Origin of the sequence: Gynurincola endophyticus, from assembly GCF_003991195.1 — a bacterium.
Classification (GTDB): Bacteria; Bacteroidota; Bacteroidia; order Chitinophagales; family Chitinophagaceae; genus Gynurincola; species Gynurincola endophyticus.
Map to the genome: position 1 here is coordinate 619589 of NZ_RCWL01000001.1, position 16710 is coordinate 636298.

Annotated in this window: 9 protein-coding genes; 6 read left to right on the top strand and 3 right to left on the bottom strand. The window is 37.2% G+C overall.

Going from position 1 to position 16710, the window contains the following annotated elements; all coding sequences use genetic code 11:
* The first annotated feature begins 4 nt into the window (after window positions 1–4).
* The 5 genes from D9O48_RS02585 (at window position 5) to D9O48_RS02605 (ending at window position 9719) form a co-directional block, all read left to right on the top strand.
* Window positions 5–1672 carry a sodium:solute symporter family protein gene (locus D9O48_RS02585; RefSeq protein WP_126970276.1) on the top strand — a complete coding sequence of 556 codons (1668 nt, stop codon included), beginning with the start codon at window positions 5–7 and terminating at the stop codon, window positions 1670–1672.
* A gap of 366 nt (window positions 1673–2038) precedes the next feature.
* Window positions 2039–5044: a SusC/RagA family TonB-linked outer membrane protein gene (locus tag D9O48_RS02590; protein ID WP_126970278.1), complete on the top strand. Its 3006-nt coding sequence runs from the start codon at window positions 2039–2041 to the stop codon at window positions 5042–5044.
* Window positions 5045–5124: 80 nt separating this feature from the next.
* Entirely contained in the window at window positions 5125–6810 is a 1686-nt protein-coding gene (locus tag D9O48_RS02595; RefSeq protein WP_126970280.1) for a RagB/SusD family nutrient uptake outer membrane protein, read from the top strand.
* A gap of 125 nt (window positions 6811–6935) precedes the next feature.
* Window positions 6936–7886 carry a purple acid phosphatase family protein gene (locus tag D9O48_RS02600; RefSeq protein WP_158624792.1) on the top strand — a complete coding sequence of 317 codons (951 nt, stop codon included), beginning with the start codon at window positions 6936–6938 and terminating at the stop codon, window positions 7884–7886.
* 6 nt (window positions 7887–7892) lie between these two features.
* Window positions 7893–9719 carry an alkaline phosphatase gene (locus D9O48_RS02605; RefSeq protein WP_126970284.1) on the top strand — a complete coding sequence of 609 codons (1827 nt, stop codon included), beginning with the start codon at window positions 7893–7895 and terminating at the stop codon, window positions 9717–9719.
* A 251-nt stretch (window positions 9720–9970) separates the two neighbouring features.
* Here D9O48_RS02605 and D9O48_RS19015 read toward each other — a convergent pair whose 3' ends face one another.
* The gene (locus D9O48_RS19015; protein WP_126970286.1) at window positions 9971–10351 is read right to left on the bottom strand and encodes a DUF6496 domain-containing protein; all 381 of its coding nucleotides are present in this window, start codon (window positions 10349–10351) and stop codon (window positions 9971–9973) included.
* Between the two features lie 338 nt (window positions 10352–10689).
* On the opposite strand from D9O48_RS19015, the gene D9O48_RS02615 reads away from it, so the two are divergent.
* On the top strand, window positions 10690–11736 hold the full coding sequence (locus tag D9O48_RS02615) for a serine hydrolase domain-containing protein (protein WP_126970288.1): 1047 nt from the start codon (window positions 10690–10692) through the stop codon (window positions 11734–11736).
* A gap of 90 nt (window positions 11737–11826) precedes the next feature.
* Here the strand turns inward: D9O48_RS02615 and D9O48_RS02620 are convergent, their stop codons facing one another.
* Window positions 11827–13365 (bottom strand): L,D-transpeptidase family protein, encoded by a 1539-nt coding sequence (locus tag D9O48_RS02620; RefSeq protein WP_126970290.1) that lies wholly within the window; start codon window positions 13363–13365, stop codon window positions 11827–11829.
* Between the two features lie 189 nt (window positions 13366–13554).
* Entirely contained in the window at window positions 13555–16701 is a 3147-nt protein-coding gene (locus D9O48_RS02625) for an efflux RND transporter permease subunit (RefSeq protein ID WP_126970292.1), read from the bottom strand.
* Window positions 16702–16710: the final 9 nt, after the last annotated feature.

The window sequence follows — 16710 nt, forward strand, 5'->3', positions numbered from 1 at the left end:
TATTATGACAGATACTATTGTAGTTTTTGTTTTTTCTGTTTTCATTTTGCTGGTGGGGATTAGTTTTTCAAAAACAGGAAGAAACCTCAAGTCTTTTTTTGCAGGAGGTGAGGCCGTACCATGGTTTATTGGCGGACTTTCACTGTTCATGAGTTTCTTTTCTGCAGGTACTTTTGTGGCCTGGGGAGCCATTGCTTATCAGCATGGATGGGTATCTGTTACTATACAATGGACAATGTGTATAGGAGCGCTGATTACTGCCCTGTACCTGGCTCCTAAATGGAAAGCTACCGGTAATCTAACTGCTGCTGAATTTATAAAAGCACGATTGGGAAGCAGTGTTCAGAAAAGTTATATCTACATATTCACAATAGTATCTTTATTTATAAAAGGATCTGTTTTATATTCTGTTTCAAAGCTGGTTTCTGCATCACTCGATTACCCTTTAATGCCGGTTACTATTATTTTAGGAATACTCATGATTTCCTATACTGCTGTTGGAGGACTCTGGGCTGTGATGGTAACAGATATTCTTCAGTTTGTAGTGCTTACCGCTGCGGTGCTTATTATCTTACCGCTTGTATTTGGAGAAGTGGGAGGAATACAAGGTTTTGTAGAAAAAGTTCCGGATGGTTTTTTTAATCTCGTCAATGGTGAATATACATGGGGATTTATTCTTGCTTTCGCAATTTATCATATTTTTTATATAGGCGGTAACTGGACATTTGTACAACGTTATACCAGTGTAGATACTTCCAAAAGTGCTTCTAAAGTTGCCTACTTGTTTGCCGGGTTATACATATTGAGCCCTATTTTATGGATGTTGCCACCAATGGTATATAAAGTGATGAATCCGGATCTTGCTGGAATTGATGCTGAAAATGCATATATAATGGTTTGTAAACAGGTACTTCCGGCAGGGCTTCTCGGACTTATGCTGACTGGTATGTACTTTTCAACTTCAGCCTCCGCCAATACGGCCTTGAATGTTGTTTCAGCTGTCTTTACGAATGATATTTATAAAGGTTCTGTAAATCCCGGGGCAAGCGATAAAAAACTCATGTTTGTTGCGCGTGCGTCCTCCTGGTTTTTTGGCATTTTTATGATTCTGATTGCGCTGGGAGTTCCTTACATCGGTGGCGTTGTAGAATTTACACTGAGTGTAGGAGCTATTACAGGCGGTCCATTGTTATTACCCCCGATATGGGCGCTGTTTTCAAAACGCCTTACAGGAAAAGCTACAATATATATAACGTTGGTTTCATTATCAGTTAATATTTTGTTCAAAATGATAATTCCATTTATCAATGGATATAAATTATCACGTGCCAATGAAATGCTGATAGGTGTATTATTACCTGCCATTCTTTTAGTGATTTATGAAATTTTCTTTAATAAAAATGTAAAAGAATCTTCTGACTATAAACAATACCTGATTTATAAAGCAGCTAAAAAAGATGCCGCAAGCAATATTGATGAAGAAGAAATGGCGCAAATAAAAAGACAAAATATATTCGGCCTTAAGATGATTGCGTTTTCTTTATTTTTTATGTCGATATTATTATTGGTGTTGGCATTTATTACAACAAAAGCAACTGGCATGGTTGTAGGAATAGCAGTTACTATTATGATCGGGTCTGTAATTCCGTGGAAAGCGTCACGTAAGAAATAATTTTCAATTTAATTCATTCTAAAAGCTGTATCTGTAAAACAGATATGGCTTTTTTATTTTTTTAAAACTAATTATTGCTGATCATTACATTGTCTGCTGAATTTTCTCATAAGAATTTAATTCGATGGTGCATATGTTTAAACTTTGCAATAGTTGTTTTCTGTAATAAATGACCTACATATTGTAAGGGTTTATTCTTTTTTGTTGAACGAGTGTTCTATTTATCTTTAATAATTATACCCATAAGTTAACTGTTAATTCTGATTGTTAACATAAAAGTGTTTTTTCCATAACAGAGACATAACTGTGCATTTTATCTTTTTTGAAGCAAGATATCGAACCTTTGCGGTCAAAATTATCTCTGCTATGATTCAACCTAAAAAATTTACTCCTTTACCGGTATTATTACTGCTATGTATTATAATACCATTTCTTTCTTTTTCACAAGTCAGTTCGAATACCCCGATCAGCGGAAGAGTGATAGATGAAAACACTCAGCCGATGAATGGCGTTACTGTTGTTCTGACGAATGCAGGTAGTGGAAATACTCAGACTGTACAAACCGATATGAATGGTTTTTATAGCTTTAGCAATGTTTCACAAAATACTCCTTATAATATTACATTCTCTTATGTGGGGTATGACGATTATGTTATCAGATCTCAACAGTATAAAGGCCAGTCACTTGTTGTAAACGTAAACATGACTGTTGCTGCAGCTTCTGTACAGGAAGAGGTGGTAGTGGTAGGATATGGTAAAACCCGTAAAGGTGATTTGACCGGTGCTGTTAAATCTGTAAAGAGTGCTGAGTTCAATCAGGGCATTATCAACTCTCCTGAGCAACTTTTGCAAGGTAAAGTGGCGGGTGTAAATATTACATCAGCCAGCGGTGAACCAGGCGCTACTCAGAACATTACTGTACGTGGTCCGGGTGGATTAAGAACAGGGAATACACCTTTGTATGTTGTAGATGGATTAGCTCTTGACAATGCAGGTGTAGGTGGTTTTGTGAATCCTTTGGGTTTTATCAATCCACAGGATATTGAAACCATTGATGTGTTAAAGGATGCATCTGCTACTGCCATTTACGGATCGAGAGGGGCAAATGGTGTTGTAATTATTACCACTAAAAAAGGTAGTGCAGGTTCAAGCGTATTTAATTATTCTTTTGTTCAGGGGACCAGTAAAATTGCAAAAGAATTGCCTGTTTTTTCTGCAGATGAATATCGCGGGCACGTGGTGAACTTAGGTGGTACGCTGGAAGACTTCGGTGGAAATACTAATTGGCAGAATGAAGTTACAAGAGTTGCTCAAACGCAGAACCATAACCTTTCCATGGCCGGTGGTAACAACGGCATGACTTACTATGCTTCTTTTGGAATGCAGTTGCAGGAAGGGATCTTAAAAGGTAATGACCTTAAAAGGTATAATGGCCGTTTAAATATTTCTCAGAAGCTATTGAATGATCGTTTAGTGGTAGATGCCAGCCTTAGTGTTAATAATATTAATAACCAACGTTCACCTGTAGGTGAACTGATTGGGAATGCTTTAGCCACAAACCCGACGATTCCGGCTTACAATGCAGACGGAACCCCATTCCAGTTTGAGAATGGAATCAATCCGCTTTTAGTATTAAAACTTGAAAAAGAAAAAACCAATACGAATAGAATTATCGGTAACCTCGGCGCTTCTTTTACTATTCTTGAAGGGCTTGTATACAGGTTTAATTTTGGTATCGATAACGCTACTTCCAATACCGATGTTCAATCCTTACCAAACTTAGTTCCTTTACGTTTGGGACGTCTGGATATGCACACCAACAATAATAAAAACTATCTGGTTGAAAACTATTTAACTTACACTAAAAAAATCGGCGATCATCAGTTAACTATCCTGGGTGGTCATTCGTATCAGAATGTTTTTGTACAGGCAAGAGGTAATAGTATCAACCGTTTCCCGATTAATGGTGTAGAGCCGATTTATGATCCTGGTACAGGACAAGAGTTGACGTTGGCTACCAATAGACCATATGGCAGTGCAGTGATCAATGAATTACAATCTTTCTTCTCACGTATTAATTATAATTATAAGAACAGGTATTTACTGACTGCTACTTTCCGCGCAGACGGCTCTACAAAATTTGGTGAAAATAATAAATACGGTTATTTCCCGTCATTCTCAGGTGCATGGGTGGTTTCTAACGAAGATTTCTTTGATAGCGGTTTCCTTACAAACCTGAAATTAAGAGCAGGATGGGGTCAAACCGGTAATCAGGAAATTGATTCGAAAATTACCAAAGCATTGTTTACTTCAAACCTGTCAAATAGTTATCCTTTATATTCCACCGGTGATTATCCGGGCGGTACTACTTACGCAAGGTTGGCTAATCCTGATTTACAATGGGAAGTATCTGCGCAAACAGATATTGGTTTAGATTTCGAATTGTTCAATGGTAAGATTTCCGGTACGGTAGACTATTTCCGTAAAGTAACCAGTAATATACTGTTGAGAGTTGTTCCGGCTGATCCGATTCAACCCGCACAAACTGTTTGGAATAACGTAAAAGATATGCGTATTACTAACGAAGGATTAGAAATTGACCTTCATTACAAAAATCGTACACAGGGAGGTTTAACTTATTCTATTGGAGGGAATGCTACCTTCATTAAGAATAATGTAACTAATTCTCCTTATTCAGTTATTTCGGTAGGTACAGCTGCAGGTTCAGGTCTTAGTTCAGCAACTATTAATGGATATGTTAATAACCAACCTATAGGAACTTTCTATCTGTTGAAATTTATTGGCTTTGATGAAAATGGAATGAGTGTATACGAAGATGCGGATAAAAACGGTGAAGTGAATGATGCTGACAGGCAACCATTAGGAACGGCATTACCTGATTTTATGTATAATTTCTTTGGTAGCCTTGAATATAAAGGGTTTGATTTTGCAGTTAACTTCAATGGCTTATCAGGTAATAAATTGTATGACAATACTGCCAACTCATTGTTTTACAAATTGAGATTGTCAAAAGGATTAAACACTACTCCTGAAGCTATTCAATATGCTGAGGAGGATGTTAACAACTCAGCACCGGTGTCTTCCCGTTTCCTGAAAGACGGACGTTTTTTACGCTTGAACAATATGTCTGTTGGTTATAGCTTCAATACACAAAAACTGGGTATTGCCAGTTGGGTAAAAGCATTGAGAGTTTCGGTTACGGGGCAGAATCTTTTTGTTTCAACTCCATATAACGGTTACGATCCGGAAGTAAATACAGACAGATCCGGAGACTTTATTTCTTATGGTATAGACTATTTAAGTTATCCTAAACCAAGAACATTCCAGGCTGCTGTAAACATTACTTTTTAAGTAATTAAGCTTCTTGATAGAGTGAAAACTAAAAGATTATAAAAGCCGAAGCCCATTATTCCACTTTTAATGTAACAAAAATGAATTATAATAAATCGATTTTTTCAATTCTGCTGGCAGGTGTTATCGCCGGTGCAGGATGTACTAAACTAAATGAAAAGATTCTTGACGAATCTTCTGCAAGTGAGTTAACCGAAAAAGAAGTAGCGGAGGGTTTTATCGCCCCGGTATATGCCACTTTACCGAACTTATATCTGCATACCAACTATTTTGCAGTGCAGGAAATTTCTACGGACGAAGCAATCTTACCTTATCGTGGTGGTACTGACTGGGGTGATAACGGTATTTATCTGAATTTACACAGGCATTCATACACTTCCACTGAAGCACCCGGCCGTAATACATGGAACTTTTTAACACAAGGCATTTCACGTTGTGTGAGCGCTATGAGTGTATTACCAGGCTCTACCTATGGGGCTGCTAAGACTTTTCTTGCCGAGGCACGGGCGATGAAAGCTTTTTATTCAATGATCATGCTGGATGTATATGGAGTCGTTTTTATTAAAGATGATCCGAATGAGTTTTCTAGAGTTGTAAGAGGGGCTGAAGCTTATGAATACATCAAAAACGAATTTTTAGCTGCTGAACCGGATCTGGAAAGTAATGTAACCCACGGACGTATTTCTAAAGAAGCGGCATGGGGATTATTAGCCAGACTTTACCTGAACGGTGCTGTATACAGAGATGTTTATGGTACACCTGCTTTTGCTGAGGCAGATATGGATAAAGTGATTGAATATACCAATAAAGTAATTTCATCTGGTAAGTATCAGTTATCACCTGAATACTTTGCATTGTTTGATGATAATAATGATGGCAATAAAGAAATCATCTTTGCAGTTGATCAACGTGCTGATTTGAACGGACATAATAGAATGGCTTATTTTTCTTTGTCGGGAGATCAGTTTCCTTTACCGGAGTTTCCGGCAGCAAACGGCACAGACGGTCCTGCGATTACTTCAGATTTCTATAGAACATGGGTAAACGCTTATGCACCGGAAGATCCGTCTGTTGACCCAAGATTTTTTAAAGATAATCTGAAAATCAGAGAAGGTATTGCAGATACATGTATTCCCGCTGCTAATTTCCATATCAACAGAGGTATTTTACGCGGTCAGCAATATGGTTTGATCAGAAGAAGTGGTGCTTTTTTAACCTGTTCAAATGGACAAATGCTGGTGGCTCCGTTGAGTCATGAATCAAGAAACAGAGCCGACCTGCCGGTTTACTTTACTGAACAGGTTGATTTTACTACAGAGGGTAGCAATTACCCTTCAGGATTCAGGGTTTCTAAATATGAATTCAGCCGAAAGTCGTCAAGCGGAAGAAACTTCGGAGAAGCAGATATCGTTATCTTACGCCTTGCCGATATTTATCTGATGAGAGCTGAAGCAAAACTTCGTAAGAATAACGATGCGGTTGGCGCATTAGCTGATGTGAACCTTGTAAGAGCCGGAAGAACGGCCAGAACCGCTCCTCCAGCCTTAACTAGTATGTCGCTTGAACTGCTTTACAGAGAAAGAGGTTTCGAATTTTACTGGGAGTGCCTGAGAAGAACAGATATGATCAGGTTTGGAAAATATGAAGATACCTGGACAGAAAAAAATAGTACTGATGTTCAGAAACGTATTCTTCCAATTCCTCAAACAGCCATCGACGGGGCAAGTAACGTTCCCGGATATCTGATTCAGAATCCAGGGTACTAATATTGATAAAACAATAAACTTCCATGGTGTGTACTATAAACAGTTGCTCTCCATGGAAGTTCTTTTTAAATGATTTTATAATTACAATATTTGTTTTAATGAAGCGACTATATTTTTTAATATATATGTTATTTATAGGAGTTTTGCCGGTATTTTCACAGGCACCACTCGTAGATGATTTAGGTTATACCGGGGGCTCTATTCCTCATTTAAAGAAGGTACAAAATGCCCTTCATTTTCTGGTAATGGGTGATTGGGGACGTAATGGAGAAAATTATCAGAAAAATGTTGCCGCAGGAATGGGCAAGGCTGCACATGACCTGGATGCATCTTTTGTTATTGCTACCGGCGATAATTTTTACCCCTATGGTGTTCAGAGTATTCAGGATTATCACTGGGTAAGTTCTTTTGAAAGTATATATACTGCACAATCATTACATGTGAGGTGGTTTCCTGTATTGGGTAATCATGATTACATTACCAACCCCGATGCTCAGGTAGAATATAGTAAGATAAGCAGCAGGTGGAATATGCCTTCCCGTTATTATAGTAAATCGTTTCGAGCCGGAGGAGCTGAGGTGCTGATGATTTTTTTGGATACGGATCCGATTGAAAAACAGCTAAGAGGATCTGCTTATGATGAAGTGAAATATGTAAAAGGAGGTGTCGAAAAACAACTGCAATGGATAGATAGCCTGCTTAAAAATTCTACCGCAAGCTGGAAGATAGTAGTTGGTCATCATCCTTTATATACTGGCGGTTGGAGAAAAGATAGTAAGGATATTAGTAATATACGGGGAGTACTGGAACCATATTTCGAAAAATATAAAGTAGATATCTATATTGCCGGACATGAACATCATCAGGAATATATAAAGCCTGATGGTCATACGCATTACATAATTTCCGGTGCGGCTTCAGAAGCAAGGCCGGTCGAGATGTATCCCAAATATGGTAAGTTCGCTTCACAACAGCAGGGATTTGCTACCTTTTCTCTTACTTCCGAAAAAGCAGTCATCCAGTTCGTTAATTACAAAGATGAAATTGTTAACGAAACAATTATCAGCAATAAATAAACGATCATGAAATCTATTAGATTCTTTATAATACTTTTGATACAGCTCTCTCTTTTCAGTCAGGGAAAGTCTCAGATTACTTACAATACATCGAATGCTCATTCCCATAATGACTATGAGCAACGTTTTCCTTTCTGGTCAGCTTATTATGCTACATTCGGCTCTATTGAAGTAGATGTTTTCTTAAATTCAGGTAATTTAATTGTTGCACATGATCAGCAACAGGTTCTGTTAAAAAGAACAATCGATTCTTTGTACTTAGAACCGATTCAAAAGATACTGGTAAAGCAAAACGGTTTTATTTACAAAGATACGTCACGTAAACTGCAACTAATGATTGACATTAAAACGCAGCCTGTTGAATCGATTGATGTTTTGTTGAAAAAGTTAGAACAATATCCGGAAATAATTAATAGCCAATCAATACAAATTGTTATTACCGGTAATCAACCACCGGTTGATCAATTAAAGAAATATCCTGAATGGATATGGTTTGATGGAAATATAAATCAAACCTATGAGGCTGAAACACTGAAAAGAATTGCCTTATTCAGTGAAAACTTTAAAAAATATTCTAATTGGAATGGAAAGGGAAGGATACCCGGGACGGAGTTATTAAAAATTAAATCTGTTATTCAGAAAGCGCATCAGTATGATAAAAGAATAAGATTCTGGGGAGCTCCTGATATTGTTAACAGCTGGTATGCTTATATCGAAATGGGAATAGACCTGATCAATACGGATCATATTGATGAATTAAGTGGCTTTTTAGAAACTTTACCGGATAGATATTATAAAGCAACAGCAACACACCAGACTTATAATCCGACTTATAGAAATGATGGAATGGATCGTCCTGTTAAGAATATCATTTTACTCATTGGAGATGGTACCGGATTACCTCAATGGTATGCTGGTTATACAGCTAATAATCAGGCGTTGAATGTTTTTAAGATGAGGCAAATCGGTTTTTCCAAAACTAGTTCTTATGATAATTACATTACAGACTCAGCACCCGGAGCCTCAGCTTTTTCTACCGGAAAAAAATCGAATAACCGTCATGTAGGAGTTGATCATACGGGAATGTCTTTGCCATTAATTACAGATTTGGTTGATAAAAAAGGAATGAAAACCGGTGTTGTTACTACCGGTGATATGCGTGATGCTACTCCTGCTTCGTTTTATGCCCATCAGTCAGAAAGGAGTAATTATGGTGGAATTTTGAAAGATGTGTTGAAAAGTCCTATCAACCTTTTGGTAGGGTCAGGAGATATTTTTAAAGATACTATTTTTGCACAGGTACAAAATTTATTTGATGTTTTTACTTCTATTGAAAAGGCAAACTGGAAAAGTAAGCGTCCGGTAATTATCAGCGATAGCATTGCTTCAAAAAGAGCAGAAGTTGATCGTGGTGACTGGTCATTGCAGGCTTTTGAAAAAAGTTTGCAACGGTTGTCGGAAAATAAAAATGGTTTCTTGTTGGTGTATGAAGCTGCACAGGTTGATCATGGCGGCCATGCTAATCAATTGCCTGTAGTAGTACGGGAATTAAAAGACTTTGATAAAGTAATAGGAGAGGCAATGAAATTTGCGGATAAGAACGGTGAAACACTTATTGTTATTACCGGAGATCATGAAACCGGAGGGTTAACACTTACTGCGGGAGAATATGCAGAAAATTTTATCAGTGGCCAGTTTTCTACCGGAGATCATACAGCGATTCCTGTTCCTGTATTTGCTTATGGCCCGCAGTCTCACTTGTTCAGAGGTGTATATGAGAATACTGAGATATTTTACAAAATGCTTATCGCTTTAAAGATAAAATCATTATAAGAACAGGTAGTGTATGTTGGGAAAAAGTATAAAAGTTTAATAGTATCGTTACGGGTAGGTAGTAGAATACGTATATAGTATTATGAATATAGTCGAAATACCAGAACGAAGTGATAAATGATAAAGGTGATAAAAATATTAGCTGTTGCTTTGCTTTGATCGATCGATTGCAAACGAAATTACCATCCTGGTGAATGTTTCTGGTGGCCTTAATAAAAATCGGATGTATCAACGATACATCCGATTTTTATTTATGAGCTTTTACGTGCCATCTTTTTCGAAGCACTTTTTTTAGTAGCTGTACTTCTTTTCTTTGCTGCTTTTTTCTTTACCCCACTTTTGTTGGCTGCTTTTTTTGTCATCATCGTTTTTCCTCTGCTGGCAGCCTTTTTCGGCGCAGCTTTTTTAGCTGCCGATTTCTTTTTAGCCGCCTTTTTTTTCGGTGCAGTTTTCTTCGAAGTTTTTTTAGGGACTTTTTCTCCTTTTTCCCTGGCTTCTGATAAACCGATAGCAATTGCCTGCTTCCGGTCTGTTACTTTTTTACCTGAACCTCCACTTTTTAAAGTGCCGCGCTTATATTCGCCCATCACTTTTTCCACTTTGTCTTGTGTTCCTTTTGAATAACGTGCCATAATGATAATGTTTAATGGTTAGCAATAAAAATGAATACTAAGAATGTTTTCTTTCTGTGATCATGTTTACTACAAAATATTCATTGTTGAACAGTTAAGTTTTGGACTCCTGACACTCGTATATAGGGATGGGTATAAAAAGTATGCCTGAATAAAATAATAGGATAGAGCAAAAGGTTGACTAAAACGTATTCATTTATTAAAACGCTGGTTTCGATTCGTTCTTCCTTTGGCTTTTGAGCAACAAATAACGGAATTTTAATAATAATGATTTATTCATTACCGGAATATCCTTTTTTAATATTTTTCGGCTATATTAGTTATAATAAATTGATTATATGAGTATGTTTTATCAGAAAGCACAGGATATATGCAAGAGTGTACTACGTAATAAAGGAATAAAGGGTATTGCTGTTTCTTTAAAGTACAAGGATTGTGAATGGAATTATGAAGATGGTAATTTATCTGATAATCGCTCTTTTTTTATTGCCTCTACAACTAAATTGTTTACTACCGCTATCATTTTGAAATTGTTTCATGAAGGTCGGATTTTACTTTCTGATAAGATTGTTAACTTTTTTCCCGAAGGTCAATTGAATGGAACTTTGTTGTACAAAGGACGTGACTATATTGATGAAGTGACTATTAAACAATGTTTAATGCATACCAGTGGATTACCTGATTATTTTCTGGTTAAAAACCAGGAAGGTAAAACTATCTTTGATGATTTGGTGAATGATAAAGACAGGAGCTGGACTTTTGAGGAAATTATTGAATATGTAAAAACTCTATCCGCTCCTTTTCCTCCCGGTGATCGCAAAGCGCATTATTCGGATACTAATTTTACGATTTTAGGTAAAATAATAGAAATTATTTATGCACTTTCTTATGAAGAAGTAGTGAAAAATGAAATATGCACTCCTCTGCAGTTAACACATACATATGTATACAGGGATATAAACGATAAAACCCCCGTTCTGATTAATTATAAAAATAAAGAGTTGATTATACCACAAGCCATGTCTTGTTTCGGCCCTGATGGCGGAGCCGTTTCGAATGCCAGTGAATTAAATACTTTTTTATATGCCTTTTGGAATGGATTCTTTTTCCCAAAAAGTTTTAACAGCGAGTTGAAGGTGTGGAATAATATTTTTTATCCATTAAAAGCAGGAGTGGGGCTTCATGGTTTTAAAATGCCGTCAGTTTTTACTATGTTTAAAAAGACACCGATGTTTGTTGGTTATACAGGCCTGAATGGAACAGTTGCTTTTGCTGTTCCGGATGAAGATTTTTATTTCAGTGGTACTGTTAATAATGCATCACAGCAACAGAAGATATTTCAAACCTGTTTACGTATTTATCTTTCTTGTAAAAAATATCTCTAGCTTTTTTTTCGAAAGCTTATTTTTCAAAAGTTTATAAATAAAGAGTCCTCAAAATTTTGAGAACTCTTTTTATGTGAAGGTGTGTTTGTATTATTTAATCAGCATTTTCTTAAAACGTTCATCGTGGTTGTAGATATCTTTTCTAAAAGATATCATGCCGTCTTCATTTATAAAAGAAGTAAGATAGTAGATAAAAACAGTAACAGGAGGATTCACCTTTACCCATTTTTCTTTTGTTTCGTTCATGGCTTTAGCAATACTTTGCTCATTCCATTGCGCTTCATCTGCCAATACCCATTCTGCCAACTTAGCCGGATATCTTACACGTATGCATCCATGACTAAGTGCCCTTTCATCTCTGTTGAAAGCTGCTTTGTTAGGTGTATCATGTAAATAAATATTATAACTATTAGGGAAGAGAAACTTAACTTTACCCAATGAGTTATGTGCACCCGGTAATTGTCTGATTACCGGAACCCCGTTTCTTTCGCCAGTGATTTCCATTTGGTTTCTTTCCAGATAGCTATTGTCTTTTTCAGTAGCAGGTAATATTTCGTTTTTTACAATAGATTGTGGAATGTTCCAGTATGGTGCAAAAACAATATTATTCATGTTGCCAGTAAACATCACTGTACTGCTGCCTTCTTTTCCAACAACAACTTCCATGTCAAATGCAGTTTTGTTACCTTCCAGGGCTGTTAATGAAAACGCAGGTATGTTTACAATAATGTGTTTTCCTTCTTTCATATTCGGTAGCCATTGCATTCTTTCGATATTCACTATCATTTGTGATAATCGATCGTTGATGGGAACATTGAGCTCTTTCACCAGATTTGGTGTGATCAGGCTATCACGGTACCCGAAAGAGTAGTTGACTTTCTTGAGGAATTGTATAAATGCCTCACTATATTGAGGCATAGTATCATTTTTATCATAGTCGTATAAAAGTGATAACTTCTTTTTTACAGACTGAATAGCTGGATTGTTCTCATTTTTGGCAATTGTTTTTGAGATGTCTGGAATAGAAAAGTCTTCGGTTTTGATCTCATTCCAGTTGATCAGATGCTGCACTAAAGGGTTGTCAGGATCTGTATTCTTTAACTCAAGTACTAAACTATCAATGGATAGTTTTTTCAGCGGAAATTCTTTATAAGCATCCCTTGAAAATGAATTAATGCCTCGATGCGATAAATAGTTAAGATATCTCCAGGTGAGGGATAATTCAATTTTCCTGAAGTTGGTATTTTTGTCAGAGACTTCAAAATTTGATTGCCCCATCCATTGGTCTAGCTGGTCATCTAATTTTTTCCGTTCAACTGTATCCAATTCGTAATCATAAAGATTTCTGAATGCCAGTGTTTGTTCTGTAAATCCACTGGAACTAAACCAGGCATATTGATAGTTTCTATTATTATAAAAACTTCTCATAGCATTTGCCAGCGTATCGTTGAATGCCTGTTCTGTAATAAATGATTCCATCGAGGTGCTATCAAGGAATAAGTTATTGAAAGCATTGCTGCTGTTAATGGTTTGATTTCTTTCGATCATCCGATTGGCCTTATCTTCTGCATCATTGCAGCCAAAAGATACCATGGTTGCCAGTAATATAAGATAGGTTAATTTCTTCATACCTTCTACTACGCAATTTATATGCCTACGCTGAATGTGGAGAATCAGACGGTCTGATATTTAAATCTGAAATTATGTCAAGGGTAGTGATAACAGATGGGTTGAGCAGAAAAGCGAGGTGAAAATATCGAAAAAAAAGACGGCTCAGTACTGAGCCGCCCTTTATATACATCATCTATTGAGTATTGATTAATGATAACCAACATCTTTATGTACGTAGTCTTCAACCATTAAATCAGAAATGGTTTTTTCTCCTTTATCTTTTTTACCGAACCACTGTTCAAAAATCACATACACTACCGGTACTACAATCAGGGTTAAGAAAAGGGAAGAGATCAATCCTCCGATAATAACCCAGGCCAGACCGTTTTTCCATTCAGCACCGGCACCGGATGCTATCGCAATTGGAAGCATACCGAACACCATCGCAATAGTGGTCATTAAGATTGGACGTAAACGGGCATGGTTTGCCTCAAACAAGGCATCCTTGATACTTAACCCTTCTGAACGTCGTTGGTTAGTAAAGTCTACGATCAGAATAGCGTTTTTACACACCAGACCGATCAGCATGATTACCCCTAAGATGGTAAAAATGTTTAAGGTGTTATTAGTTAATCCTAATGCAAGCAATGCTCCGATAAATGATAATGGTACAGAGAATAATACCACTAGCGGATGCAGGTAGTTATCATATAGTGCTACCATTACAAGATATACCAGTACAATGGCCGCCAATAAAGCGATTCCTAATGTACCGAAACCTTCAGATTCATTTTCTCTTTGTCCTGCCCAGGCAATAGAAATACCTGCTGGCTTAGGTAAACTATCCAAAGCTGCTTCAAATTCAGTAACGATGCTGCTGCTCGGACGACCAACACTTTGTGACTGAACGGTTACAGAAGGAGATTTATCTCTTCTTTCCAGTACCGAAGGACCTGATGATTCTTCTACAGTAGCGAACTGACTCAACTTAATTGGTTGCCCCATTGCATTGATAAATTCGATATCATTTACATTCTGGATAGAACCTCTGTCGAAATCATTCAATCGAATATTGATATCATATTCGTATTCGCCCGATCTGAATTTAGAATCGGTATTACCGTTGAATGCTGTTTGCATGGTAGTACCAACGGTAGCCAGGTTTAATCCTAATGCTGCCATTTTATCACGGTCAACAGAAACTTTAATTTCAGGTGTACCATCTTCTACGGTCAACTTGGTTTCTGTAGTACCACTGATGGTATTCAGTACTTCTAATGCTTTTTTAGCATACGACATTGCCGTATCTAATTCCGGTGCCATTACAACCATTGCAATCGGAGCTTCTTCAGCAGTACCCATGATACTTACCGTAGTGGTTTTAAACTTCGGTCCGGGAAACTTCATCTGAAGGTCTCTTTTTAACTTGGCTGCATAAACTTTGTCACCATCTGCACGGAGTTTTTTATCTATCAGGCTTACTTTGATTTCAGCTTTATAGGTAGTGGTTTGTGTACCTGCAAAACCTTCACTGGTAACACCAACTTTGGTAATAAGATCCACAACCTCAGGTTTTTCAGAGATATAATTCTCGATATCCTGTGTAAGAATATTTGTTTTTTCGATGGCTGCATCTTTCGGTAACTCGATCTGTACTAAGAATTCACCTTTGTCTGATGCAGGGAAGAACTCACCACCGATATAGCCGGTTACTAATAATGCAATACTAGAGAAGAAAAGAACGATTACTGTCAGCATAGTTCTTGTCTTATGGCCCAAACACCATAATAACAAATCACCAACCCATTTCGTAAACTTGCTTAATCCTCTTTCGAACCCTAAAATAATACGTCCAAACAGGTTCTTACCTTCAATTTTTTCCAGTTTACCGAATCTGGATGATAACCATGGAATAATAGTGAATGATGAAAGTAATGATAACATGGTTGAAATTACTACCACCACACAGAACTGTTTAATAATGTTACTTACTAAACCGGTACTAACTGCAATCGGTAAGAATACTACCACAATTACCAGGGTAATACCTGTTACGGTAAATCCGATTTCTTTAGAACCTTCATAAGCTGCGCGTACTCTGTTTTTACCCATCTCCATATGGCGATAGATATTTTCCAACACTACGATGGCGTCATCCACCAGGATACCTACCACTAATGAAAGACCTAATAAACTCATCAGGTTCAGGGTATATCCTAAAGCTGACATGGCAATGAAAGTAGCGATCAGAGATGCCGGGATCGACACCATTACAATTACAGAGTTTCTGATACTATGTAAGAAGAATAACATTACAAACGCTACTAATACAACCGCGAGTAATAAGTCGTGAATTACTGCATCTGCTGCATCCAGCGTATAGGTAGTACTATCGTTCGCTATTTCAATATTTAAACCGATGTTTTTATAATCTTCATGCAGTTTAACAATGGCTTTCTGAATATCTTCAGATACCTGTACCGCATTCGCATCCGACTGACGAACAACATCAATTAAGATAGTTGATGATTTGTTGAAGCGGGCCAGTTTGTCAGCATCTTTTTGAGAATCCTGAATGTCAGCAAGTTCACCTAAACGAACCTGATAGCCATTTTTAGAAACCAATACGAGCTCTCTCAGTTCCTGAACCGTTTCAAATTTACCAGCAAGACGTACCAATACTGATTGTTCACGGGTTTTAATAGAACCGGTAGGGAAGTCAAGGTTAGATGCCTGAATTGCTTGTTGAACCTGACCAATTGCAATACCGTAAGCTTTTAACTTATCCATGTCCAGATTTACCTGAATTTCACGTTCCTGGCCACCGGTCATATTAATCTGAGCCACACCATTTACACGTGAAAGAGAAGGTGAAATCTTTTTATCTAATAAATCATAAAACTCGATATCATCAATATTACTGGTTGCCGCAAGGTTCATAATAGGCATATCCGATAAAGAGAACTTCACCAATGAAGGTGGTTTAACATCTTCAGGAAGGTCGGCTAAGATCGCATTTACCTTTCTTTGAGCATCATTGAGTGAATAGTCAGCATCTGCTTCATTGGTTAACTGAATCGTTACCAATGATAAGCTTTCATATGATTTAGCTTCAAGTTTTTTAATATTTTCTAAAGATGAAACAGCATCCTCGATTTTCTTGGTTACAGTATTCTCTACCTCTGATGGAGAGGCGCCGGGATATACTGTAGAAATCGTAATTGCATTGGTTTCAAATTTTGGAATCAACTCGTATCCCAGCGATGTATAGGCCAGGATACCCCCCAGTGTAAGAATCGTAAATAATACGACTACCATTGAGGGCCTTTTTATCGATATTTCTGCAATTTTCATTATCTGCAA

What these genes read in the sequence shown, in the direction of transcription:
- D9O48_RS02585 (WP_126970276.1), top strand. Translation starts at nt 5, where the DNA reads ATGACAGATACTATTGTAGTTTTTGTTTTTTCTGTTTTCATTTTGCTG.
- D9O48_RS02590 (WP_126970278.1), top strand. Translation starts at nt 2,039, where the DNA reads ATGATTCAACCTAAAAAATTTACTCCTTTACCGGTATTATTACTGCTA.
- D9O48_RS02595 (WP_126970280.1), top strand. Translation starts at nt 5,125, where the DNA reads ATGAATTATAATAAATCGATTTTTTCAATTCTGCTGGCAGGTGTTATC.
- D9O48_RS02600 (WP_158624792.1), top strand. Translation starts at nt 6,936, where the DNA reads ATGTTATTTATAGGAGTTTTGCCGGTATTTTCACAGGCACCACTCGTA.
- D9O48_RS02605 (WP_126970284.1), top strand. Translation starts at nt 7,893, where the DNA reads ATGAAATCTATTAGATTCTTTATAATACTTTTGATACAGCTCTCTCTT.
- D9O48_RS19015 (WP_126970286.1), bottom strand. Translation starts at nt 10,351, where the DNA reads ATGGCACGTTATTCAAAAGGAACACAAGACAAAGTGGAAAAAGTGATG.
- D9O48_RS02615 (WP_126970288.1), top strand. Translation starts at nt 10,690, where the DNA reads ATGAGTATGTTTTATCAGAAAGCACAGGATATATGCAAGAGTGTACTA.
- D9O48_RS02620 (WP_126970290.1), bottom strand. Translation starts at nt 13,365, where the DNA reads ATGAAGAAATTAACCTATCTTATATTACTGGCAACCATGGTATCTTTT.
- D9O48_RS02625 (WP_126970292.1), bottom strand. Translation starts at nt 16,701, where the DNA reads ATGAAAATTGCAGAAATATCGATAAAAAGGCCCTCAATGGTAGTCGTA.